We start from the raw sequence: 23,818 nt of genomic DNA, 5'->3' as shown, positions 1-23,818 counted from the left end.
CAATTGTATTTTGATAAAGCGGCCAGAACGGGATCTATCGGCGTGCTTAGGCAACAACTTTACAGAATGATAATTTTAATAACTCAATATTTTCATAGATCAAGATGAGCAAATGAGTGATTTGCTGTATCAAACGAGGGTTATGAGTGATGGACGATATAAGACACTGACAACGAAGATATGGACGATTTCGGAGGCCAAAATAGTTGCTGAAGAGCAATTCGAATTCCTAAAAATGGCGGTGTGCATCTACGATGCACAAGATAGACTGGTGATGACAATTGACAGGATACGAAAGAAAACAAATCTCTACGATACGAAGACGTAGATCATGATCCGTTGCGTGAGAAACAGGGGCATACGCTCCGAGTTGGGTTCAGGCCGCAACGTCTGGTTCGCTGCGAGAGGTCAGGGTTCGGTTTCCACTCCGAGCCAAAATTGCCGGAAGTCTGGCGAACGACCGCTTCGGATAAACGCAAACGGCGTTTCCGGCGGCTGGAGTCGATCGATTGCGGATCGACCGCTCAGGGTGGATTTCCGCCGGTCCGCTTTCGGGCAGATAGACACCGAGGCGGACGCAGCCTTCCCGGAGGCGGTAGGGCGAGAGTGTGCGTCTTGAGCTCAGGTCTCGATGAGGCATCCCCGCCGGTCGGTAGCCCTTGCATGTTCGTGCAACTAGGGCACAGCCGAGCGTAAGCCGTACGAGGAAGCCAACGTGGCCGATGAACTTCACAGGTCGCGCGACGCGCCACTGGATCGGGCCCTGGCCATCCTGACCTTCGTGGCCGAGCAACGGAAGGCACTGTCGGCGGCCGAGATCGCCTCGGCCCTCGCCCTGCCGCTTCCCACCGCGCATCGACTCATCGGCAACCTTGAGGACCGCGGCCTCATCCAGAAGGCTCTCGGCACGAAGCGCTACGTCGTCGGGAGCACGCTGGTCACCCTCTCGGCCAAGACCATCGGGGCGGCCTTCCGCACGGTGCGGCGGCACGCGGTCCTGAGCGCGGTGGCCGACCGGATCGGTGAGCAGTGCGAGATCGGCATCGTCCGCGATAACGCGGTGGCATATGTCGACAGCGTGCAGACGAAGCAACAGCAGGGCCTGCAGTTCAATCCCGGATCAGCCGCACCGCTCCACTGCACCTCGACGGGCAAGATCTACATGAGCCGGCTGCCTACCAAGGTCCGGCAACGACTCGCCCACTCCCTTCCGCTCGCGCAGTACACTCCGACGACCATCGCGGACCCGAAGACGCTTCTCGCCCAGCTCGACGTGATCCGGCGCAGGGGCTGGGCGAAGACCAACGAGGAATACGTCCTCGGCGTCGTCGGCTGCGCCGTGCCCATCGTCTCGCCGAAGGGGGACCTGATCGCTTGCCTGGGCGTGTCGGTGCCCTCCGCCCGCGTCGGCTTCGAGGACCTCGACGCGTTCATCGAGCCCCTTCAAGAAGCGGCCGCCCTCTTGTCCAGCACCATCCTGCAAGACAACGACGATTTCGATAATTCTCAATTTTCGGAATGAAAAATACCGCTGGATGATGATCCGGCTCGACGCGTAGCGGACGTAGTGTATTTTCTTGTCATGCCACTGACATGCCCGGCTTTTGGGCACGGATTGGCAGATATAGTAGCACTGCCGCCATTCAAAGCTTGAGATGGGTCGAAGGCTCGCCGGGACTTCCGGCGCAACGCCTCGTCGCGTCTGCGCTACCGGAGGGTATCATGACCCAACACTACGACGTCGCTGCCGTTCGTCAGGCGTTTCCGGCCGCCGAGCACGTGGTCTATCTCGACAGCGGCTTCCAGACCCCGCTCTCCCGCCCCGTGAAGGAGGCGTACGAGCGCTTCCTGCGCGAAGGGTTCGAGACCGCCGGCCCCAAGCAGGTCTGGCTCAGCCGCCTCGAAGAGACCCGCGCCAAGGTCGCGACGCTGCTCGGCGCGCAGCCGCACGAGATCGCGTTCACCAAGAACACCTCGGAGAGCATGAACATCGCCGCCAACGCGCTGCCGCTGAAGGCCGGCGACAAGGTGCTGATGATCCACGGCGACCATCCGAACAACGCCTACGCCTTCCTCAACCTGAAGAAGAAGGGCGTCGAGGTCGTGTTCATCCCGATGACCCAGGTGGTGAACGCCGACAGCTTCCGCTCGCACATCGACGACAGGACGCGGGCGATCTCCATGTCGCACGTGACCTTCCACGCCGGCCATCGGTTCGATGTCGAGAGCGTCGGCGAGCTGTGCGAGCGGCACGGCCTCTACTTCGTCGTCGATGTGATGCAGGGCATCGGCGTGACGCCCATCGACGCCAAGACGATGAAGGCGACCTTCATCGGCTCGGGCACCCACAAGGGCCTGCTGGTGCCCCAGGGGTTGGGCCTGCTCTACTGGGACTCCTCCAAGATCGAGATGGAGCCGGCCTACCTCGCCGCGGCCAGCCTCGCCGAGCCGCCGACCGACTTCATCGCCCGGGAGGACAACATGGCCCTGCCGGCGACGGCGTGCCGGTTCGAGCTCGGCAACTACAACCTCCCGGCCATCCAGGGCCTGGGTGCCGCCATCGACCTCATCAACACGGTCGGCATCGAGAACATCGAGGGCCACTGCTTCGACCTCGGCGACTACCTCATCGAGCACCTCGACGAACTTGATGTCGGCTTGGTCGGCCCGCGCGACCGTCAGCACCGCGCGCCGCATATCTACGTCATCGCCCTGCCGGCGGCCGAGTGGCTCGACTACTTCACGCAGAACGGCATCCGCGTCTCGCCCGAGCGCGACGGCATCCGGGTGTCGCTCGGGATGTTCAACACCACGGCGGACATCGACCGGCTGATCGAGGCGGTCCGCGCCCGCAACGTGCCCTCGACGCAGGCCCGCACGGCCGTGCTGTCCAAGCTCGGATAGGCCGACGAGCCTCTTCAATCCTGATCGTTGCCGGCAGCCGAGACGCAAGAAAAACAAGCGCCACGCTCGGTTGCCGCTCCACTCGGTGGCGCGGAGGACGACGTCATGCAGGTGAGCAGCAAGCCTCACGCCTCGAACAGGCTGACTACCTACATCATGGTCAGCCTGTTCCTCGGAATAGCGACCGGTTACCTGTGCAACACTTTCGCGACGCCGGCTGAGGCCAAGGCGATTGCCGGGTACTTTACCATCGTGTCGGACGTCTTCCTGCGCATGATCAAGATGATCATCGCACCGCTGGTGTTCGCCACCATCGTCTCCGGCATCTCCAGCCTCGGCGCGAGTGGCGGCGCCGTCGGCCGGGTCGCGTTCAAGGCGCTGGGCTGGTTTATCACCGCCTCCGTGGTGTCCCTGTCCATCGGCCTCCTGCTCGCCAACCTCCTGCATCCCGGTCACGGCCTGAACCTGCCGCTCCCTGAAGCCAGCGCCACCACGAACCTGCAGACCGGTGCCCTGAACCTCAAGGATTTCGTGGCGCACGTCGTGCCCGTCAGCATCGTCCAGGCGATGGCGACCAACGAGGTGCTTCAGATCCTCGTCTTCTCCGTCTTTTTCGGCTTCGCCCTGAGCTCCGTGAAGACCTCGCTCGCTCCGACCGTCGCCAAGTCGATCGACGAGATCGTCCCGATCATGCTCAAGTTCACCGACTACGTGATGCGCTTCGCGCCGGTCGGCGTGTTCGCCGCGATGGCGGCCGTCATCACCACGCAGGGCCTCGGCGTGCTGGTGACCTACGGCAAGTTCGTCAGCGCCTTCTACTTCGGCCTCGCGGTTCTCTGGGTCGTCATCATCGCGGCCGGAACCGTGGTGCTCGGCGGGGCGATCAAGACCCTGCTGCGCCTGCTGCGGCAACCGATGATGATCGCCTTCTCCACGTCGAGCAGCGAGGCCTCCTTCCCGAAGATGGTCGAGCAGTTGATGAAGTTCGGCGTCTCGGAGCGCATCACCGGCTTCGTGCTGCCGCTGGGCTACTCGTTCAATCTCGACGGCTCGATGATGTACCAGACCTTCGCGGCCCTGTTCGTAGCGCAGGCCTTCGGCGTCGAGATGGACCTCTCGACGCAGATCACCATGCTGCTGGTCCTGATGGTGACCAGCAAGGGCATCGCCGGCGTGCCCCGGGCCTCTCTGGTCGTGGTGGCGGCGACGATCCCCTCGTTCAACCTCCCCACCGCCGGTCTCGTCCTGCTGGTCGGCATCGACGCCTTCCTCGACATGGGCCGCACCATGACGAACGTCATCGGCAACGGTGTCGCGACCGCCGTCGTCGCCAAGTGGGAGCACGAGCTCGGCGCCCCGGTCGAGGACGATGCCGAGTTCCTGTCCCCGGTCGGCGTCGTGACGCCGACCGGGGCGGCTCAAAGTGCTTCAGCCTAGCCGATCAAACCCATCCCGCGGCGCTCGCCGTGTGGTCAGGCCCCGCGAGACCCGACCGAGGTCCGTATCCATCCAGAGGAGATGATCGATGTTTCAGGGCAAGGACTTCGTACGGCTGTCTTGCGCACTCGCACTCGGCCTCGCCGCCACAGCGGCATCGGCCGAGAGCCCGATGCTGGCCAAGATCAAGCGAACCGGCAGCGTGACGCTCGGCTACCGGGAGTCCTCGATCCCGTTCTCCTATCTCGACAACGGCCAGAAGCCCGTAGGCTTCTCCCTCGACCTGTGCGCGCAGGTCGTAGACAGGATCAAGACCGACCTCAAGCTCGACAAGCTCGCAGTCAAGCTTCAGCCGGTCGACTCGTCCAACCGCATCCCGCTCATCCAGAACGGGACCATCGACATGGAATGCGGGGCGACGTCGAGCAGCCCCGCCCGGCTCAAGCAGGTCTCCTTCACGGTCGCGATCTTCGTCTCGTCGGCGCGGTGGCTGACCAAGGTCTCATCCGGCATCCACGACGTGAAGGGGCTCGACGGCAAGACGGTGGTCGTCACGCAGGGCTCGAACGCCACCGGCTTCGCGTTCGGCATCAAGGCCAAGGGCGGCACATTCAACATCATCCAAGGCAAGGACCACGCAGAGTCCATGCTGACGCTCCAAAGCGGGCGCGCCGCCGCCTTCATGGAGGACGACATCCTGCTCGCCAGCCTGAAGGCCCGCGCGCCCGATCCCGCCGCGTACGCCTTCCTGCCCGAGACCTACACGCTGGTGCCCTACGGGCTGATGCTGCCGAAGGACGACCCCGAGTTCAAGGCGCTCGCCGACGACGTCCTCAAGGACATGATGGCCTCCGGAGCCTTCACCAAGCTCTACGCCAAGTGGTTCGAGAGCCCGATCCCGCCCCACAACGAGAATCTGAACTTCCCGATGTCCGACGCCCTGAAGGAGCGCGTCGCGCACCCGAGCGACTCGGTGGATTTCTGACCGGCCGCCCAGGACTATGATGTCATCCCGACGAATGCGGGCCGAGCGTTTCCAAGAGGGGGCCACTCACATGTCCAAGAGGCAGCCTGACGTGAGCAAGGAAGATGAAGAGCCGGCTGTGACGGCATCAGGTCAGCGGGATGCACCCACCGAGTTGGCGGTCGCCACGGTCCGCACCGTGAACCTAGAGACCGCCAAGACCCGCTCCGAGCACGACCTGCTCGGCGACGGGGAAGTCCCGGCAGACGCGCTCTGGGGCATCCACACCAAGCGCGCGGTGACCAACTTCCCGATCACGGGCGTGCCGGTCGGCCACTTCCCGGAATTCGTCCGGGCGCTCGCGCTGGTGAAGCAGGCCGCCGCCCGCGCGAACCGGCGCCTGGGCTACCTAAAGCCCGGCAAGGCCGACGTGATCGAGCGGGCCTGCGCCCTGGTCGCCGAGGACCGCGGCTACGACGCCGCCTTCGTGGTCGATGCCATCCAGGGCGGGGCCGGCACCTCGACCAACATGAACACCAACGAGGTGATCGCCAACGTCGCCCTCGGGCTGATGGGGCGCAAGCCAGGCGACTACGCCGCGCTCCACCCCAACGACGACGTGAACATGGCGCAGTCGACCAACGACGCCTACCCGACGGCCCTGCGGCTGGCGGTGATCTTTGGGACGCAGCCGCTGGTGAAGGCGCTCGACGACCTCGCCTACGCCTTCAAGGGCAAGGCGGTGGAGTTCGCCGACGTGCTCAAGATGGGCCGCACCCAGCTCCAGGACGCCGTGCCGATGACCCTCGGGCAGGAGTTCGACGGCTTCCACGCTACCATCAAGGAGGACGTGGCGCGCCTCGGCGAGATCGTCGCCCTGTTCCGCGAGGTGAACCTCGGCGCGACCGCCATCGGGACCGGCATCAACGCCGATCCGCGCTACGCCGCCCTGGCCGTGGAGGAGCTGTCACGGGTCTCCGGCCAGCCGATGGTGCTGGCCTCGAACCTTATCGAGGCGACGTCCGACCTTGGCGCGTTCGTGCTGTTCTCCGGCACCTTGAAGCGCGTGGCGGTCAAGCTCTCGAAGATCTGCAACGACCTGCGGCTGCTGTCCTCGGGCCCGCGCACGGGCTTCGGGGAGATCCGGCTTCCGGCCGTGCAGGCCGGCTCCTCGATCATGCCGGGCAAAGTCAACCCGGTGATCCCGGAGGTGGTGAACCAGGTCGCCTACATGGTGATCGGCCAGGACCTCACCGTGACGCTTTGCGCCGAGGGCGGGCAACTACAGCTCAACGCCTTCGAGCCGACGATCGGCTACTGCGTGCTGTCGTCCCTGCGGATGCTGACGGCGGCGGTGGACACGCTGACCAAGCGTTGCGTCGAGGGCATAGAGGCTGACCGGGAGCGCTGCCGCGCCCTGGTCCAGGGCTCAATCGGCTTGGTGACGGCGCTCGCCCCGACGCTCGGCTACGAGGCGAGTTCGCGGGTCGCGCAACGCGCGCTTAAGGAGAACCGACCGGTGGCCGAGCTCGTCTTGGAGGAAGGGCTCCTTACCGAAACGGAACTCAACAAACTCCTGGAACTGGAGGCGATGATCCAGCCGACGCGGCGCCAGAAAGCCGCCACCGCGCCGTAGGTCGATGCGCGGCGGTCACAACTGTCTGGTCCCCATTGCGACGAGTCGGAACGGCCATGTGTCATCGGCGCCAATTGCCCCTCAAGGCGTCCCAGATGGATGGTTTCAAGACGGTCCGCTTTCGGACAACAAGGTCTCCAAGCGGATGCCGTCTCCGCTCTCACGACCAACCCCGATTAACCGCCCAGATCGCGCAATCTACGACGTTTTCGCTGAACGCCGTGTAGGCTGATCTCTATCGCTATCGCGCCACATCCATTTGAATGTGCTCGGGCGCACCTCGCGGAGGCCGCGTTGGGCGTAGCCCCATTTCAAGGCCGCTATCGCCCCTCGGCGGCCCGATCCAGCGGCGCAGTGACCTCACGGGTTGCTGCGCCGTTGTAGTTTAAAGCGGAACGGCTAGGGTCTCTTGATCCTGTCGGCCTCCTCCGCCGTAACCGCCTCGACCGCAGCGATCACGTTCTCCAACTCGGCGACCTGACGTATCGCGCTCTGTGCCGGTAGGCCGTCATGCTCGGCCATAGCCAGGATGAGAATGCGCTGGTGCGCCTTGAGACGTTCGAGGAGAGCTTCGAGCTTGTCGGGCATGGGTGGACCTGTAGCTGCAAGATGACGGCAGAGCCAATGTTAGCGCCTCGACACCCACCGCGACGTTCGCCATCTTGGAAATATGCTCGAGCGACAGGATCTGACCTACGACCCACAGAAGAGGATCGCCTCACGGAGAGGCTTGGCTGCGCACGCTCGGTCGCTCGCCCTCGGTCGTCGCTCCATCGCGCGCTGGGCGCTAGCCATGTTCGCGCTAGCGAGCTGCAATGTGGTCGCCGGGCCGGCTAAGGCGCCTGAAGCTGCGCTGCCTCAAGATGCTACTCGCCTCGACCAAGCCGCACGGATGATCGTCCGCGTGACCCTCATCGGCCGACACTGCGCGCCGTTCTACGCGGTCGATCAAGCTCAACTGCAGGAGATTGGAACCACGCTCTTCTCGCAGTCGCTCGATCGCTTCGGCCAGGATCGGCTTCTGAAGGCCATGAATGTTGCCGAGACCGAAGACACAGCGGCGCTCCGCGAGAGTGGTGCCGCGTTCTGGTGTCCTCTCCAGCGGGCCTACCTTAACAGCCTGAGAATGCGAGGCTTGATCGGGGGGCACCGGTAAGGGCTCCGTCTATTCCAACCGCCTTGGGCCAAGCGCGCCGGGACAGATGTCCCGACGCAGAGATGTTCCTTAGCGGCAGATGCGCCGCGGGCCGACCGGGGTCCGCCGCACGAAGCAATGCGGGCCAGGCCGGAAGCCGCGGGCGATCGGGCGGCAACGGCCGAGGGGGCCACGAGCGAAGCCTGGACCACAGCCCATAGCTACGTTGGTGACGTGGGCGGTGCCCGCGATGGTCCCAGCACCGATCGGCGCAAGAGGTGCAGCGCTGGCTGCGGATGCGAGGCCCAAGCCGCCGACGAGAGCGGCTGTGGCGGCGAGCATCTTCAGGTGCGTCATGGTCAGACCTCCTGTGGTTGAGCCGCAGGCCGCGAAAACGGCCAGCCAGCGTGCGCTGGTGCCACGGAAAGGGTGAACGAGACGTCACCCGTCACCCGACCGCGGCCGGCTGCGATCAAGGAGAGAGGGTCGCATTTCGCTAAACGCGGCTGATGTCTGGCCTGTTCACGCTGATCGACGAGGTCGCGTTCGCGCCGTTAGAGCAGCGCCTCGCGCAACGGCTCCTGTCCGAGGCCGATCCGAGGGGTATCGCCGCGGTGACCCGTCAGAAGCTCGCTGACGACATCGGCAGCGTGCGTGAGGTAGTCAGCCGCCTATTGGGGCAATGGGCCGAGGCGGGTCTGATCGAGCTTCGCCGGGGCGCAATCGAGATCGTCGACCGTACCAGCTTGGCAGCCGCAGGTCGGCACTGACTTGGATCGTGGGGGTGTCTGCTTCGAGGCCACGGCGGGTCGAGCTTTTTGACTGAGTTGGGTCGCATGCGGAAGGTCGGCTTCCGGATGGACAACCCTGTTCCGATCGCGATCCCGGCCAAACGCTCGTGTAACGCGCGCTTATGGGATGAAGCTCAACGCGGTAGCAAATGGCAACTGTCGGCCCGGCCTCTCTCTTTGATGTCAGGTCGTGCCTTGGCAGCATCGCGAACTTTAAATGCGGAATAATCCAGAATCATTATTCATTTTTGCTTCGACGCAGTAATATTGAAGCGTCGGTTGATGATTGCCCTGGAGATGTGCTTCCGTGTTTAAGGAGATGTATGGCTCGTAAAGATTTTGTTAACCATCTTTGAGGAAGACATTCGTCGAATTGAGCGGCATCGGTGACCGGCAATCCGTGCACCGATGACCCCAACCCTCTCGCGGAGGGCTGCGCGGATGTGCAGATCCGAGCGAGCAACGAGTTTCTTCTCGATGCCGTCTCTGTCAGGTCAGCCGTCTGTCATATTCTGCCACGAGACGGTCCGTAGCAGCGAACGATTTCTGGTTACGGCCATCACCGCCCTGGCATTGACCTTCAGTTCTTCTGCGCGCGCGGCCGACCAACCCCAACCCCAAGTGGCCATCGGCGCAAATGGCCGGGATGGCAAAGTCCTCATCATCGGCCGTAACACCTCTGCCACGCCCGGTCAGGCCGGCGGCGATCTGACCTTGATCGATGTCGATATTGCAGCCGCCGGGCTTGATCCCGCCGTGACGATCAACATTGGCTCGAAGGGCGGACGCGGTGGAAGAGGCGACGATTTTGGCTTCGGTTCGGTCTTCGGCGCCAATGGAGGGGCCGGCGGTGCCGTCTCGGTAACGTTGTCGGAGGACGTCGCCGGCCAGGGCGACCAAGTCAGCAGCGGCGCGCGGCCGGAATTCAAGCCCATTCCCCGGCTCCTCGTCTATTCCCGGGGCGGGGATGGTGGGTTCGCCCTGACGAACTTCGGCGGCGGCGGAGATGCCGGCCCGGTTGCACTCACCCTTTCGTCCACGGTCTCGACCGTGGGGCAAGCCTTCCTCGGCGTTCGAGTTAGCGCCACCGGGGGAAATGCCGGCTCAGGTGGAGTTGCCGCTGACCAGACTGCGTTCCGGAAGGGCGGGACCGGCGGGTTGGCCTCGCTCGTCGTGACGCCCTCAGGGCAGGTCAGCACCGACGGTGCCGGTGCCACCGCGGCGATCGTCGAGTCCATCGGCGGCGCGGGCGGCAACCGCGGATCGGGAACCGCCTACAGCAAGCCCGAGGTGACGCAGGGCGGCATCGGTGGCCCTGCGCGCCTCGACATGGCCGGCACGATTAGGACCGCTGGCGACTATGCCTTCGGCACCCTCGTCCAGAGCATCGGCGGTCGAGGCGGAAGCCAGGGCGATGCAGGTGGAAGGGAGGGGGCCCGAGGCGGCGACGGCGGCACCGTCACGGTGATCCAGAGCGGCACCGTGGTCACACAGGGCAATTATGCTCTGGGCATCGTCGCGCAGTCGGTCGGCGGCCCCGGCGGCAAGGGCGGCGACGGCGTCTTCGGCGGCGGCAAGGGTGGGGATGCCGCCACGGGCGGATCGGTGACGTTAACCAACAGCGGCACCGTGACGACCGCCGGCACCGGGGCGATCGGTCTGGTCGCGCAGAGCATCGGTGGCGGCAGCGCCGACACGGCCCTGCCGCTTTCGCCCCTGGCCGTGAGGTCTGAGGCGAATGGCGGCGGTACCGGAGGCAGGACGCTGTGGTTCTCCACCGGCGGGACAGGCGGCACCGGGGGGAGAGGCGGGACCGCCGAGATCGTCAATGCCGGCGGCAGGATCGTGACTGCGGGTGACGCCGCGTACGGAGCCCTGGTCCAAAGCATTGGCGGTAGCGGCGGCACCGGCGGCGACGCGTTCACGGCGAATGCCTTCTTCTCGGTCGGCCTTGGCGGTAGCGGCGGCGGCGGCGGCGATGGCGGCCTCGCCCGCTTCACCGGCGTCGGCGGTACGATCGAGACCGGCGGTGACGGCGCCACGGCCGTGCTGGTTCAAAGCATCGGCGGCGGCGGTGGTGCCGGCGGCGAGGCCAGGACCAAGGCGGTGGGTGTCGGGCTTTCGGCGTCGTGGGCGATCGGCGGGAGCGGAGGCAGGGGCGGACAGGGCAGCTCTGCCGTCATCGAGAGCAGCAGCACGGTCACGACCGTCGGCCTCGGCGCGGACGGCCTCGCGGCGATCAGCATCGGCGGCGGCGGCGGCGTGGGCGGCCTGGCCAACGCGCAGGCGATCACGGCACCGCTTGTGACGCCGAGCGGGAAGGCGCTGCCGAGCTTCGCGTTCTCTACCGCGATCGGCGGTTCAGGCGGGAATGGTGGCGCGGGCGGCACAGCGCGTGTCGTCAACACCGGCCTCGTGACCACTTACGGCGATGGGGCGACTGGCCTCCTCGCCCTCAGCGTTGGCGGCGGCGGCGGCATCGGCGGCAACGCGACGGCCTACGCGTTGGCCGTCGCGTTGCCGCAGCAGATGGCTGTGGCTGCCACCACGATCCTCGGCGGTACGGGCGGCGACGGCGGCAACGGCGGCAGCGCCACCGTCACCAATCGCGGGACCGTGCGGACCTCCGGCGACGGTGCGTCCGGCATCGAGGCCCTGAGCATCGGTGGCGGCGGCGGAACCGGCGGTGGCGCGACCGCGACGAGCAACACCTTGAGCCTGCGCCAGAACATAGCCATCACCCGGGGCATCGGCGGGAAGAACCGCGACCGGAGCGGTGGGGAGGGTGGCGGCGGCGGCACCGGCGGTGACGTGACCGTCACCCAGGCGGGTCGCGTCACGACCGGAGGCGACGCCGCGATCGGCATCCTCGCGCTGAGCGTCGGTGGCGGTGGTGGTAATGCCGGGCCGGCCTCGGCAGTCGCGACGTCCGGAGTCTCGTTCGACAAGACCCTCAACGAAGTTCTCGGCAAGCTCCCGATCGCCGACACCCTGTCGGTGAGCGATACTGTCGGTGGCTCAGGCGGCGTCGGCAATCGCGGCGGTAGCGTCCGGGTGACGAACGAAGGCACGATCCTGACCGGAGGCTCGAACGCGACCGGCATCCAGGCCCAGAGCATCGGCGGTGGCGGCGGCAACGGCGGCGAGGTGTCGGGTACCGCCACGGGCACGCTCAAAATCACCCGCCAGCTCGGCGGATCCGGCGGGACCGGAAGCACGGGCGGCTCCGTGGCTGTCGTCAACGCCGCGACCGGCACGATCGCGACCTCGGGCGACGGCGCACACGGGATACTCGCCCAGAGCATCGGCGGCGGCGGCGGTACGGGGGGCAGCCTCGCGGCCGGGACCGAGGTCGCGCCCGACGCCGTCGGGGAGATCTGGCAGCAGATCAAGCAGGCGATCGGCGTCGAGGCGTATCAGCAGTGGGCCGCCGACAAGAACAACAAGGACGACAAGAAGGCGCTCGAACAGTTTCTCAAGGACATCAAGGCCAGCGACACGTACAAGGGGATCGCTGACAAGCTGAAGCAATCGGATTTCGGCAAGGCGCTGAAATCCTACTCGACCGGCATCTCCAACTACCTGGACACACAGAAGAAGTCCGGGACCAAGCTGCCCGACGTCTCGGCCACGCTGGCTCTGGGAGGCGACGGTGCGAGTGGGGGCTCCGGCGGAGAGGTCAACGTCAAGAACGAGGGGACGATCACGACTCTTGGAGCCTCCGCTCACGGGATCATGGCCCAGAGCATCGGCGGCGGCGGCGGCCAGGGCGGCGTTTCGTTCGCGCAGGCCACCAATCGGACCAACATCTCGGCGACCGTCGGCGGTTCGGGCGGCACGGGCAATACCGGTGGTTCCGTTGGCATCCTCAACCTCGGCACGGTCTCCACAGAGGGGAATGCAGCCTACGGCCTCTACGCGCAGAGCATCGGCGGCGGCGGCGGAACCGGTGTCGGCGCCAGTGTCGACAGCCAGGTCAACAAGGGTTTGACCCTCAATCTGAACGTCGGCGGGCGCGGCGGTGCCGGCGCGCATGGCGGTGACGTCACGATCGAGAACCGCGGCACCGTCGTGACGACCGGGATCGAGGCGCATGCCGTGGTCGCTCAGAGCATCGGCGGCGGCGGCGGCAGCTTCGCCGCACCGGCTGGCGACGACGCGGCTGACGACGGGACGACCAAGGACGGCTCGGGGAGCGACGCCAAGAGTGGCGCCAAGGACGACACCAAGAGCGATGCCAAGGCGCTGACGGATTCCCTGCTCGCAGCGCTCGACATCGTGCAGATCGCACCGCCGGAGGATCCCGCCTCCGTCTCGGCGAAGTCCGGCAGCCTGACGCTCGGTGGGTCTGGAGCCCTGGCGGGCAACGGCGGCACCGTGCGGATCGTTCAGGACGGCACGATCGCCACGAGCGGCTTCGGCGCGGTCGGCATCCTGGCCCAGAGCATCGGCGGCGGCGGCGGGCTCGCCTCCGTGGCGGCGGGCCCGGGTGGCCACAAATACACCTTCGGGCTCGGTGGCACGGGCGGTGCCGCCGGTGATGGCGGTTCGATCCAGGTCAGGATCGGGTCAGGCGCGCAGATCCTGACCACCGGCGACGCGGCACCGGCCCTGTTGCTGCAGTCGATCGGCGGCGGCGGCGGCTACGGCGGCGCCCATCAGGCCATGGGCTACGCGATCCCCTACGGGCTGGCGGACGGCGGCAGCGGCTCCGGCGGGGCGATCAGCGTCAGCCTCGAGCAGGGCTCCGTCATCCGCACCGCGGGCACGCAATCCCACGGCATCGTCGCTCAGAGCCTCGGCGGAGGTGGCGGGCTCCTCGTCGGCCTGTCCGGCGAGACGGCGATGCAGCCCGTGCGAAGCCGCGCCGTAACCGGGAGCGGCGGCGACATCTCCATCGAGGCGTCCGGGTCGATCATCGCGTCCGGCCTGGACGCCCACGCGATCCTGGCCCAATCCGGCGTCCAGCGGACCGATGGTAGCCTCGAGCCCGATCCGAGCCGCGGCGGCAAGATCGTCATACGGGTCAGCGGCCTCGTCACTGGCGGCAGCGGCGCGGGCGCGGCGATGCGCGTCGAGGGCGGGCAGGACAATAGGATCGCCATAGAGGAGGGTGCCGTGGTCAGCGCCGTCTCGGGCCGGGCAATCGTCGGCGCGTTCACCACCGGCACGATCACCAATCGCGGCACCCTGATCGGCGATGTTGACCTCATGGGCGGAGGGCAGACGGGTCACGTCCTGTTCGACAACGGAATCGACGGCGCAGCTTCGGCGATCCTGCGCACCGGTCCCGACGGTGTCATCGCCCTGGGAGATGGCGGCCGCCTGCGCAACGGCGCCATCCTCGACATCGGCGGGGTCAGCAAAGTCGCCCGCGCAACGGTGACCGGCAATTTCGAGCAGACCGAATCCGGGCGCATGTTGGTCGATATCGCACCGCTGGCGACGGATCCTGCCCTGCGGAACGATGTTCTGACCGTCACCGGCACCGCCTCACTGAGGGGCGTAGTCGAGCCGCACTTGATCGATGGTCTCTCGCCCGGCCGCTACACTTTCCTCAGGGCCGGCCAAGTGGAGAATGTCGGCGCCAGCGCCACCGGAAGCAGCATCAGCTCGGGGGCTGTTCCAATCTCCTGGACGATCGTCTCGACGGGGAACAGCATCGCGCTGGTGCCGCAGGCTCATTTCACGGCTCCGGTAGGCGTGACTTTGACCGAGGACCAGCGCAGCGTGGCGCAAGGCCTGCAGGATGCCTGGGATGGAAACACGACCAAGCTGGGCACGCTCTACGGGCGCTTCCTCTCCGTCGACAGCTCGAAGGCCTACGCCGCCGCCCTGGACGAGTTGAAGCCGGAGTCCAACCAGGACAACCTGACCGACCGGACGCTCGATACCCGCAAGGGCCTCCAGCGCGCCATGAGTTGTCCGGCATTCACAGGTACCGGCACGCTCCTGCGTGAGGGCGAATGCGTCTGGGGGCGCATCACCAGCGCTCACACGACCCAGTCCGCCACCGCGGACGACGTTGGCTACCGTCAGACCGCCCTCAGCTACCAGAGTGGGCTTCAGACCGAGTTCGCCCCGGACTGGTTCTTCGGCCTGACTGGCGCCTATACCCGCGCGATCCAGAGCGATCCCGACCGGATTACCGGGACGACGAGCGACGCAGCTGATGTCTCTGCGGCGCTCAAGCACCAGATCGGCCCTTGGCTACTCGCGGCCTCAGCCAACCTCGGTTATTCCTGGGCCGACAACAAACGCCTGATCGATTTCGGTGGCGCTACAGCCACGGCGCGCAGCAAGTCCGGAATACTCACCGCGGGCGGTCGGCTGAGGGCCAGCTACCAAGTCTTGTTCGGTGATTGGTATCTCAAGCCCTACGCGGATCTGGATCTTCTCTACAGTTTCAGCCCCGCGTATTCCGAGACCGGGGCACCGGGCTTCAACCTCGACATGCGGCCAGTCGCCAAAACGCTGGTGGCATTCAGCCCGATGATGGAGATCGGCGGCCGGATAGACCTCGATGGGGGGCGCTGGGTCCGCCCTTACGGCACCCTCGGCGTGACGCTCCTGTCGGACGACCATTTCACAGGCAAGGCGAGCTTCCAGGGGACCGGCGCGCTCGGTCTGTTCGCGACGGAATCGTCGATCCCCGATCGCCTCGGCGAGGTGGGGCTGGGTTTCCAGGTCAGCCTCGGCGGTGGCATCGAGGTGACCGGCGAGTACCAAGGCCAGATCGGAGACCACTTCCTCTCGCATGTGGGGACTGCTCGGATGCAGCTGCGATTTTGAAGAATAGTATGTCGACCTCCGCGATATCGATCGTGTGCGGTGTCGACAAGCTGGCGCAACGGCCATCTGCGAGGCAGCACGACACCTGTTGATGCGGTTCCTCGCAGCCGTGTACGGCACCTGACACGAACCTACCGCCGCGAGCACAGGAAAGAACGACTGCTCTACCAACGTCCGCTTCCGCCTCATCTTCAAGAAGAAGCGAAACGGCAAAAGATCCACCCCGAGCAATCATTCAGGGTTCCTTCCCACGGCACGGGATCTGGCCGGTAGCGGGCCGTCTGCTCAGGGTGATTTCCTGCCGGTCTGCTTCGAGACCGCTTAGCAATGAAGCGGACGTCCCCGCTTCGCCCGCGCCCGACCTCAGTGAGACGTAGGCGATTGCCATTGCTGATGTCTGCCAAGCGTGTCTGAGCTAACCTTCAGGGCGCGCACAGCCGGGCAGCGGCTCGCACCACCTGTCGGAAATCCGTCGGCTTGCGGATCCGCTCAACACCGTCGAAGCGAGCAGGGATCACGACGTCGTCGTAGCCAGTGACGAACACGAACGGCACACCGAGGTCCTGCAGCGCGCCAGCCACATCGAATTGCGCGCCTTGGCCGAGATTGATGTCGACCAGGGCACAGGTCGGGGCCTCGGTTTCGATCAAAGCGAGGGCCTGCTCCTCTCGCGCGACAGGCCCGAGCACGACGCCGCCCGCTCGCTTCAGGGCCCGCTCCGTGTCCTTCGCGAGGAAGAAGTCATCCTCGACCACCAGCACCTTGCACCCCATCAGATCCGCCTCGCCCGCCATGTCCAGCGACCCTCCCGCAATGGCCGTGCTCAAGGTGGCGGTGTCGGTCTCCAGGATGCTGTCGCCGCGCCGGAGGGGGAACTCCAACCGGCATCGTGCACCCTCGGGCTCCACGTCGATGCTGCCTTGGCCCTGTAGCTCGTAGGGTATGCGTCCGCGGATCAGAGTTGTTCCGAAGCCCTCCCGCCGCGGCGGGGCAAGTGGCACGAGAGCGCCGGTCTCGACCCATGCCAACCGCAGCCACGGCTCGTCGCCCGGATAGTACACGTCCCAGGTCACCGCGAGCTGACCGGCGAGGTGGGAGAACGCACCGTATTTCAGCGCGTTCGTCGCCAGCTCGTGGATGGCCAGCGTCAGCACCTCGGCGGCTTTGGGCGAGAGCATCAGCTCTGGTCCGCTCAGCGTCCATTGGCTTTCGTGCGCAGCCTGGGCATCCACCTCGGCCCGGATCAGGGTGGCGAGGTCCACGCCGACGTTGTCCGCTTGCGTGAGCAGCACCTGCACGCGCGCAAGCGCCCGCAGCCGTCCCTCCAGCAGGTCGCGGTAGTCCTCGACGTCGCTTGCTGTGTCGCCGGTCTGGTCAGCGACTGAACGGATCATCGCGAGGGTATTACGCACCCGATGCTGCAACTCGTGCACCAGTACGCCCTGGTGTTCGGCTGCTTGCTTGGCCTCAGTCACGTCCTCGACGATGCCGCCGATGCGCCGCACGCGCCCATGTTCGTCCAAGAGCGGAAAGTCGGTGTCGCGCACCCAACGGAAGGCCCCGTCGGAGGGGCGCAGTATTCGAAACTCGCACACCGCCGCCTCGCCGCGCTGAGCTTGTGTCACATGCTCTAAAGCGGCATCGCGGTCCTCGGGAACGATGAGAGTGGCCCAGTTCTTCAAATCTCCGAGGACGGCATCCTTCGGAACGCCGTATATCGCCTCAATGGCGGGGTTGGCGTACTCCATCGTCAGGGTCGCCGCGTCCCGGATCCAGAACGCGTCGGCCGAAGAAGCTGCGAACTGCCTGAAGCGCTCCTCGCTCTCGCGCAGCGCCGTCGCGGCGCGAGCCTGCTCCATGGCAGCCCAAATCCGCTCGGCAGCCTCCTCGATCACGGCGGTCTCGCCCCGCGTCCAATGTCGAGGGTGCGATGACACCGCAACGGTCGTCCAAAGCGGGTTATGTTCGCCTTTCCGCAGCGTGGCCGCGACCAGTGCACGAAGTCCGAGGCTACCGATGTTCTGCCTGTCGGTGCCAGAGAGGCCTTTCGTCTCGGCGAAATCATCGATCACCAACGTCCCCGCGGCGGCGACCTGGAGGGCATTGGGAAAATCGGAGAGGCGGATGCTGGTCGGCAAGGGCGGGACGCCGTCGTTGCCTACCTGATGCGGGAGGTCTGCTCTATCCTCGGCGGGCAGGTATATGCCGATGTAGCAGCGATCGAGGCGCAGGCGCTCGGAGAGCATCGACAGCCCACGTTCTGCGATGGCGTCGGCGTTTGGTTCGGCTCGCAGCGCATCGGAGAGTTGGAGCAGGAAGGCTTGTCGTCCCTGGCTCTCGCGCAGGTCTTCCTGGCTTGCTGCGCGCTGCCGCTCGCCGAGTACCTGCTCGGTGGTCTCGAAGGCGGTGATGAGCACACCGACGATTATGCCGGTCTCATCCTGCACCGGGCTGAGGGTGTAGTTGAAGAACGCCTGCTCCGAGTGGCCGTGGCGTAGGAGCGTGAAAGGCGCGTTCTCGAAGCGGATCGCCTCACCTTGCAGAGCCTGCTCCAGTTGCGGCGCGGCGGTTTCGCCCGCTTCAGCCCAAACGTCCAGGATTGGCCGACCGAGTGCTTCGGGCTTACTGCCGAGGAGGGGGCGGTAAGCGTCATTGTAGAGCGTGACGAGATCGGGCCCCCAGCATAGCGCCATCGAGAGGGGGTGGTTGAGAACCATGCTGAGCGCGATGCGCAGCGTCGGGGGCCAGTGCTCGATGGGCCCGAGCTGCGTTGCCGCCCAGTCGTGTCTGCGGATGTAATCCGCCATCGAGCTGTTGCTCGGGAGCCAGGCCGGTTCAAGCTTCGCCATAGCTGCGCTTAGCAGCATCCAGGATTGAGAACTTCATCGTAGGTAAATTTGGTCAATGAGAGAACCCAAAAGAGCAACCAGTGATTTCGAAGCGCAGGTGACCGCCTCAAGCCGGAGGCGTCGAACAGCCGACGAGTGGCCGCTATCAGGAAGCGCTGAATAGCGTCAGGATGGCTGGCACGGGTCGCTATCGGACTGTCCCCTCGAAGTGGTTTCCTGCCCGCTCGCTTCTGGCTGATGCATGCATCGATGCGGACATAGCCCCAGGGACCACTCCGACCCTTTGCAGACCTCCTAGCTTGCCGGCCTTACATGCCCGCTCCGTGGCAAGAAGCGGAGCCGCTATCTCCCGCCAATGTCGGGTGATTCGTGGCGACGCCGCCGTTCAGGCCGGCATCCTGAAGGTGAAGGTGGTCCCATCCGGGCCGGACGTCGCCTCCAACGTGCCGCCATGCGCCTTTGCGATCTCGGAAGCGATGTAGAGCCCAAGGCCCAGCCCCTGCCGGCTCGGACGCTCGGACGCTCGGACGTAGGGCTTGAACAGCCCAGCCATCACTCCAGGCGGTATCGGCTTGCCGCCGTTGGTGACAGCCAGCTCGACGTGCCCATCTGTCACGCTCCCGCGTACCCAGATCGGCGCCCCCTCGTTGCCGTGGGTTACCGCGTTGGCCAGAAGGTTCGACAGCAACTGCCCGATCCGGACCGGGTCGCAGTGGCAGTCGGAGATGTCGTCGAGGTCGACCTCGATCCTCTGGTCGGGGCGGTTGCTCTGGATCTCCCCAACGACCTGGCGGAGCATCGGGACGAGCGGAACCTGGGCACCCCTCTCCACGCCGATGCCGCCGCCGAGCCGCCCGCGGGCGAAGTCGAGCACGTCGTCGATCAGGCTGCCCATGCGGGCGACGCTTTTGCCGAGCAGGCCGAGCACGGTGCGCCCGCGCTCCGACAGGTTCTCCCTGCCCAGGAACTTGGCGCCGGCCTCGATGGAGGCGAGCGGGTTGCGCAGGTCGTGGCCGAGCACCGCAATGAACTGCTCACGCAGTTCGGCGGTCGCCCTCTCGTCGACGAGGATCGCGGCACTCTTCGCAAGGTCGGCGCGGCTGGTGGCGAGGTCGGCTTGGCTCGTGTCAAACGCTGCCCAGCTGCTGGCGAGATCCTCTCGGCTCGTAGCAAGATCTTGCGCCCCGGTCGCCAGCCGTATGTGCGCGTCGACGTGGAAGGCGATGAGCTCGGCAAACAGCCTGAACATGCCGCGGATGTGCGGGGAGAGCTGGCGCGGCGCCTTGTCGAGCGCGCACAGGGTTCCGAACATCTCGCCGTCGGGCAGCAAGATGGGGAACGAGACGTAGCTGGAGAAGCCATACATCGCCGGGGTCGGATGGCGGCAGAAGACTGGGTCGGCGGCGACGTCGGGGATCACGACGGGTTCGCGCGCGTCGCGGATCTCGTCGCAGATAGTCGTCTCGACTTTGAGCTCGCCGCCGGGCTTAAGACCGAAGCCGATCTCGTCCCGAACTTCGCAGGCGATCCAGCGGTCCTTCGTGACCCGGGCGACGGTCGCGAACCCCATGCCGGTGGTCCGGCACACGACCTCAAGGATGGTTGGTACGGCCTCAATGCTGGAGACTAACTCGACCACCTTCGCTCGTTCGTCTGCCACCGGCCAGCCCGTCCCACATCCTTTCGATTGAGCACGACCATATCCTGGGCCCACGGGCCATCCAAGGGACAGGAAAGCCCGCGCTTTAAGCGGCCAATCTGAGTTTTTTGAAGATCCACTGGTAGCGCAATCAGGCCGCTCGGCATTCGTCCACCGGATCGCCGCTTCCCACCCTGAGCCGACGTTGCTGGGCGACTGATGGACGGCCGCTTTGTGGAGTGGCTAGAGGCGATCCGGACGGCTGGGTTGGGTCGGGTAGGAGGCTGTCTGTTTTTGCGGCAGAGCTACTCCGAAGCGGACCTGCCGCTTTCGGCCAGCACCGGCCTCGTCCGCAAGCGCGGCGGAACGGCTGGGTTGGGTTGGAAAGCCACCGGTCCGCTCTAGGCGTCGTATCGCCGAAAGCGGACCTTGCGGCTCAAGTCCGGGACCCGGAGTACTGTCCTTCGGTGACCTGCTGCATCCAAGTCACGGCCTTGCCGTCGAGACGCTCCTGGATTGCGACGTGCGTCATTGCTGTGGTCGCGGTGGCCCCGTGCCAATGCTTCTCGTTCGGCTCGAACCAAACGACGTCGCCCGGCGCGATTTCCTCGATCGGACCGCCCTCGCGCTGAACCCATCCGCGTCCGAACGTGACGATCAGCGTCTGGCCAAGCGGGTGCGTGTGCCACGCCGTCCGTGCGCCCGGCTCGAAGGTAACGCTCGCCATCGCGACGCGGGCAGGATCAGGTGCGCTGTGGAGCGGATCGATTCGCACCGTGCCGGTGAACCACTCGGACGGTCCTTGGCCCGGAGGCTGGCTTCCGCTGCGCTTGATGTCCATGCGATCTTTCCTCCGTCGTCCTGAAAACGCCGCTCAGAGCGACCAGCCGCCATCGACCGAAATCGACGCGCCTGTGACGAACGCGCCGAGATCCGAACACATCCACAGGACGGCTTCCGCGATCTCCTCGGGCTTGCCGAGCCGCCCAACTGGCTCAAGGTCGATTGCCTTTTGAATGTCGCCGCCCGTGAAGCGATCCATCATCGGCGTCTCGATGTTTCCGGGCAGGACGGCATTCACCCGGATGTTCGCCTTGGCATAATCGAGGGCGGCCGACTTGGTGAGGCCGATGAGGGCGTGCTTGGAGGCTGCGTAGCTCGCGCCGCCCGCCACGCCCCTGATGCCCGCGCCGGACGACGTATTGACCACCACGCCGCTGCCCTGACGCAGCATCTGCGCAATCTCGTGCTTCATGCACACGAATGTGCCGCGCAGATTGATGCCGAGGATGCGGTCCCACTCTTCGAGGGCGATCTCGTGGACAGGAGCGGCCTTGTTCTCAACACCGGCATTGTTGAAGGCGCAGTCGATGCGGCCGAACCGCTCGACAGCTTTGGCGACCGCCGCCTCGACGTCCTCCGGCACCGACACATCGCACCGGATCGCAAGCGCCTCGCCGCCCTCCGCTTCGATCTCGGCGCGAAGCTGATCGAGCCCAGCCTCGGTCCGGTCGGTGATCGCCACTCGCGCGTCTTCCCGCGCAAATGCGATGGCGGCGGCGCGGCCGATGCCGCTGGCTGCACCCGTGATGAAGGCGACTTTCCCGGTGAAACGGCGCATGTTTGTATCCGTCGGCTGAACTCGATGGGCCGGACGTAGACATTGTGCCGGTCGCTGATCAGCCGTTCGCCCTTCAACGGAACGATGAGCGCTGCTCATCGTCGGAGCGGGTGGCCTCTACAATCCGAGCGGCTTTGCCTCGCGGATTAGATCGATGAGGAGCCGCAATCCCGTCGGCAGTTGGCGACGACCGGGATAGTAGAGGTGGAAGCCCGGTCCTAGAGGAGCCCAGTCTGCCAGGACGACGCGTAGTTCGCCGCGGGCGACCGAGGGGCCGACACACGCCTCTGGGAGGTAGGCGAGGCCACCACCCGCCGCCGCAAGCGACAGGGCAAACTGCGTGTTGTCGAGCGTTACCCCGCCTGGGACGTTGAGCGCGATGGCCTCGTCCTTCCTCTCGAACTCCCACCGGTATAGGCTCTCGTCGCCGAGGCGGATGCGCAGGCATCGGTGGTCTGCGAGGTCCCGCGGATGATCGGGCGTCCCATTCCGATCGAGATAAGCTGGAGCGCCGACCACGACCCAGCGCAGATCGGCTGATAGGCGCTGCGCCACCATGTCCTGCGGGACCGTTCCGCCATATCGGATGCCCGCATCGGCTCCGGCCTCCACGACGTCGAGCAGATCGTTGGACACGCGAACGTCGATCTCGACCTGCGGGTGGCACTGGTGGAAGAGAGGCAGCACAGGGGCGAGCAGCAACGTGCTCGCATGTTCAAGCACGTTGAGGCGGATGCGCCCCGTCGCCTTCGTCGTCTCTCGGTGCTGGTTGAGAAGATCAAGCGCAGAGCCAATCGCCGCGAACGGAGCGTCCAGTGAAGCGAGCAGATCCTCGCCCGCCGCGGTCAGCGTGACGCTGCGGCTGGTGCGGTTGAGGAGGCGGACGCCGAGGCGCGCCTCCATCGCCTTGAGCGCGTGGCTGAGCGCAGAGGCGCTAACGCCAAGCTCCAGGCCCGCCCTCCGGAAGCTGCGGTGGCGCGCGATAGCCAGGAAGGTCCCGAGGTCGGCCAGTTCAGCTCGATTGATCCGCATCGGGGCAGTGGAATGTCTGATAGCGGGAAAGCAATCTGTATCGCGTCATGACCGGGTTGGGTCGCTATCGAACTGTCCGCTCGGGGTGGTTTCGCGACGGTCTGCTTCCGGGTGAGCGGTATGCGAGAGCGAACGTCGCTGCGGCCCAGTCTCCTCAGGGCTTGATGACGGCAAGGATAGCGATCGCGGCCACGGCTGGGGCGACGAGAGCCGAGGCCGGTGATGATCGGTACTCTTGACCCGCGACGAGCCGCCGGATCCGTCCCGACTGCAGGCCGTGGATGGCGGACAGGATCACGACGAGAAACAGCTTCGCCTGGAGCCAGCCGAAGGCGAGCCAGCCGCCCGACACGGCCAGCCCGATGCCGAAGGCCCACACACCCAGCATCGCCGGCACCGTGACCGTCCGATCCCATTGCCTCAGGACCATCGCGACCGGCGTGATCCGGTCCAGGTCCGTCGCCGTGCGCCCGGCGGCCAGGAGCAAACCGCTCGCAACGACGCCGCCGACGAACAGCAGCGCACATGCCACATGCAACGCCTTGAACCACGGATAGGCGTCAGCCAGGGTCATCTTCCGGGCCCCCGATAGAACTGATTCGGAGTGCGGTGGACGAGACGGTGAGCCGCGAGGTAGCCGGCCAGGGGGATGAGCGCGCAGAGGGTGAGCCGAGCCGCCACGCTACGCGACAGTAGGCCAGCACCGAGGGATTGGAGGATCAGCCAGAGGTAGGCGACGAAGGCGAAGCCATGGATCGGCCCGAGGATGCGGACCGCCAGCGGCCAGCCGCTGAAGTGCTTCAGTGGCACCGCTACGCCAACGAGGAGCAGCAGCGTCGTCGCCTCCGCCACAGCGGCGATCCTGAGCCAACGCAGCTGCCCCGGATCGGCCTGTGCGTCTTCGACGTTCGGGATGTTCGGCCTCAGGGTGTGCGGCCGGGTGTGCCGTCGATGCTGCCGACGATCCGTGTCCAAAGTGCGTCCCCCCTCCAGTGCCGGACCGAAGTATCGGATGGGT

At 65.9% G+C, this 23,818-nt stretch carries 17 protein-coding genes; 8 read left to right on the top strand and 9 right to left on the bottom strand.

The window, feature by feature from the left end:
- The first annotated feature begins 715 nt into the window (after nucleotides 1–715).
- The 5 genes from LOK46_RS21515 to LOK46_RS21495 all read left to right on the top strand — a co-directional run bounded on the left by LOK46_RS21515 (nucleotide 716) and on the right by LOK46_RS21495 (nucleotide 6,941).
- On the top strand, nucleotides 716–1,522 hold the full coding sequence (locus LOK46_RS21515; protein WP_273560446.1) for an IclR family transcriptional regulator: 807 nt from the start codon (nucleotides 716–718) through the stop codon (nucleotides 1,520–1,522).
- A 200-nt stretch (nucleotides 1,523–1,722) separates the two neighbouring features.
- Complete coding sequence (locus tag LOK46_RS21510) at nucleotides 1,723–2,904, top strand: aminotransferase class V-fold PLP-dependent enzyme (protein WP_273560445.1); 1,182 nt, start codon at nucleotides 1,723–1,725, stop codon at nucleotides 2,902–2,904.
- A 105-nt stretch (nucleotides 2,905–3,009) separates the two neighbouring features.
- Nucleotides 3,010–4,341, top strand: coding sequence for a dicarboxylate/amino acid:cation symporter (locus LOK46_RS21505; protein ID WP_273560444.1), 1,332 nt, complete (start codon nucleotides 3,010–3,012; stop codon nucleotides 4,339–4,341).
- A gap of 88 nt (nucleotides 4,342–4,429) precedes the next feature.
- Nucleotides 4,430–5,326, top strand: a complete 897-nt coding sequence (locus tag LOK46_RS21500) for an amino acid ABC transporter substrate-binding protein (RefSeq protein WP_273560443.1) — start codon at nucleotides 4,430–4,432, stop codon at nucleotides 5,324–5,326.
- A gap of 70 nt (nucleotides 5,327–5,396) precedes the next feature.
- The gene (locus LOK46_RS21495; protein WP_273560442.1) at nucleotides 5,397–6,941 is read left to right on the top strand and encodes an aspartate ammonia-lyase; all 1,545 of its coding nucleotides are present in this window, start codon (nucleotides 5,397–5,399) and stop codon (nucleotides 6,939–6,941) included.
- A 399-nt stretch (nucleotides 6,942–7,340) separates the two neighbouring features.
- Here the strand turns inward: LOK46_RS21495 and LOK46_RS21490 are convergent, their stop codons facing one another.
- Nucleotides 7,341–7,529, bottom strand: coding sequence for a hypothetical protein (locus LOK46_RS21490; protein ID WP_273560441.1), 189 nt, complete (start codon nucleotides 7,527–7,529; stop codon nucleotides 7,341–7,343).
- 316 nt (nucleotides 7,530–7,845) lie between these two features.
- Here LOK46_RS21490 and LOK46_RS21485 point away from each other — a divergent pair, with 316 nt between their 5' ends.
- A complete protein-coding gene (locus tag LOK46_RS21485) occupies nucleotides 7,846–8,097 on the top strand; it encodes a hypothetical protein (RefSeq protein ID WP_273560440.1) in 252 nt (83 codons plus the stop codon).
- 69 nt (nucleotides 8,098–8,166) lie between these two features.
- Here the strand turns inward: LOK46_RS21485 and LOK46_RS32935 are convergent, their stop codons facing one another.
- The gene (locus LOK46_RS32935) at nucleotides 8,167–8,433 is read right to left on the bottom strand and encodes a GCG_CRPN prefix-to-repeats domain-containing protein (RefSeq protein WP_273560439.1); all 267 of its coding nucleotides are present in this window, start codon (nucleotides 8,431–8,433) and stop codon (nucleotides 8,167–8,169) included.
- A 152-nt stretch (nucleotides 8,434–8,585) separates the two neighbouring features.
- Between LOK46_RS32935 and LOK46_RS21475 the strand changes: the two genes are divergently transcribed.
- Together LOK46_RS21475 and LOK46_RS21470 are read left to right on the top strand one after the other, a co-directional pair.
- Nucleotides 8,586–8,846 carry a Crp/Fnr family transcriptional regulator gene (locus LOK46_RS21475; RefSeq protein WP_273560438.1) on the top strand — a complete coding sequence of 87 codons (261 nt, stop codon included), beginning with the start codon at nucleotides 8,586–8,588 and terminating at the stop codon, nucleotides 8,844–8,846.
- A gap of 498 nt (nucleotides 8,847–9,344) precedes the next feature.
- On the top strand, nucleotides 9,345–15,659 hold the full coding sequence (locus tag LOK46_RS21470; RefSeq protein ID WP_273560437.1) for an autotransporter outer membrane beta-barrel domain-containing protein: 6,315 nt from the start codon (nucleotides 9,345–9,347) through the stop codon (nucleotides 15,657–15,659).
- Between the two features lie 422 nt (nucleotides 15,660–16,081).
- Here the strand turns inward: LOK46_RS21470 and LOK46_RS21465 are convergent, their stop codons facing one another.
- From LOK46_RS21465 to LOK46_RS21435, 7 genes are all read right to left on the bottom strand, one after another.
- A complete protein-coding gene (locus LOK46_RS21465) occupies nucleotides 16,082–18,466 on the bottom strand; it encodes a PAS domain S-box protein (RefSeq protein ID WP_273560436.1) in 2,385 nt (794 codons plus the stop codon).
- Between the two features lie 427 nt (nucleotides 18,467–18,893).
- Nucleotides 18,894–20,168, bottom strand: coding sequence for a GAF domain-containing sensor histidine kinase (locus LOK46_RS21460; RefSeq protein WP_273560435.1), 1,275 nt, complete (start codon nucleotides 20,166–20,168; stop codon nucleotides 18,894–18,896).
- Between the two features lie 415 nt (nucleotides 20,169–20,583).
- The gene (locus LOK46_RS21455) at nucleotides 20,584–20,988 is read right to left on the bottom strand and encodes a (R)-mandelonitrile lyase (protein ID WP_273560434.1); all 405 of its coding nucleotides are present in this window, start codon (nucleotides 20,986–20,988) and stop codon (nucleotides 20,584–20,586) included.
- 33 nt (nucleotides 20,989–21,021) lie between these two features.
- Nucleotides 21,022–21,768: an SDR family NAD(P)-dependent oxidoreductase gene (locus tag LOK46_RS21450; RefSeq protein ID WP_273560433.1), complete on the bottom strand. Its 747-nt coding sequence runs from the start codon at nucleotides 21,766–21,768 to the stop codon at nucleotides 21,022–21,024.
- A gap of 117 nt (nucleotides 21,769–21,885) precedes the next feature.
- The gene (locus LOK46_RS21445; RefSeq protein WP_273560432.1) at nucleotides 21,886–22,800 is read right to left on the bottom strand and encodes a LysR family transcriptional regulator; all 915 of its coding nucleotides are present in this window, start codon (nucleotides 22,798–22,800) and stop codon (nucleotides 21,886–21,888) included.
- Nucleotides 22,801–22,954: 154 nt separating this feature from the next.
- Entirely contained in the window at nucleotides 22,955–23,374 is a 420-nt protein-coding gene (locus LOK46_RS21440; protein WP_273560431.1) for a CopD family protein, read from the bottom strand.
- Nucleotides 23,371–23,775 carry a DUF3817 domain-containing protein gene (locus LOK46_RS21435; RefSeq protein ID WP_273560430.1) on the bottom strand — a complete coding sequence of 135 codons (405 nt, stop codon included), beginning with the start codon at nucleotides 23,773–23,775 and terminating at the stop codon, nucleotides 23,371–23,373. Before LOK46_RS21435 ends, LOK46_RS21440 begins: the two co-directional genes overlap by 4 nt.
- Nucleotides 23,776–23,818: the final 43 nt, after the last annotated feature.

This window comes from Methylobacterium sp. NMS14P, assembly GCF_028583545.1.
Lineage (GTDB): Bacteria > Pseudomonadota > Alphaproteobacteria > Rhizobiales > Beijerinckiaceae > Methylobacterium.
The sequence above is the reverse complement of the archived record's forward strand: the minus strand, read 5'-3'. Positions and strand labels throughout refer to the sequence as shown.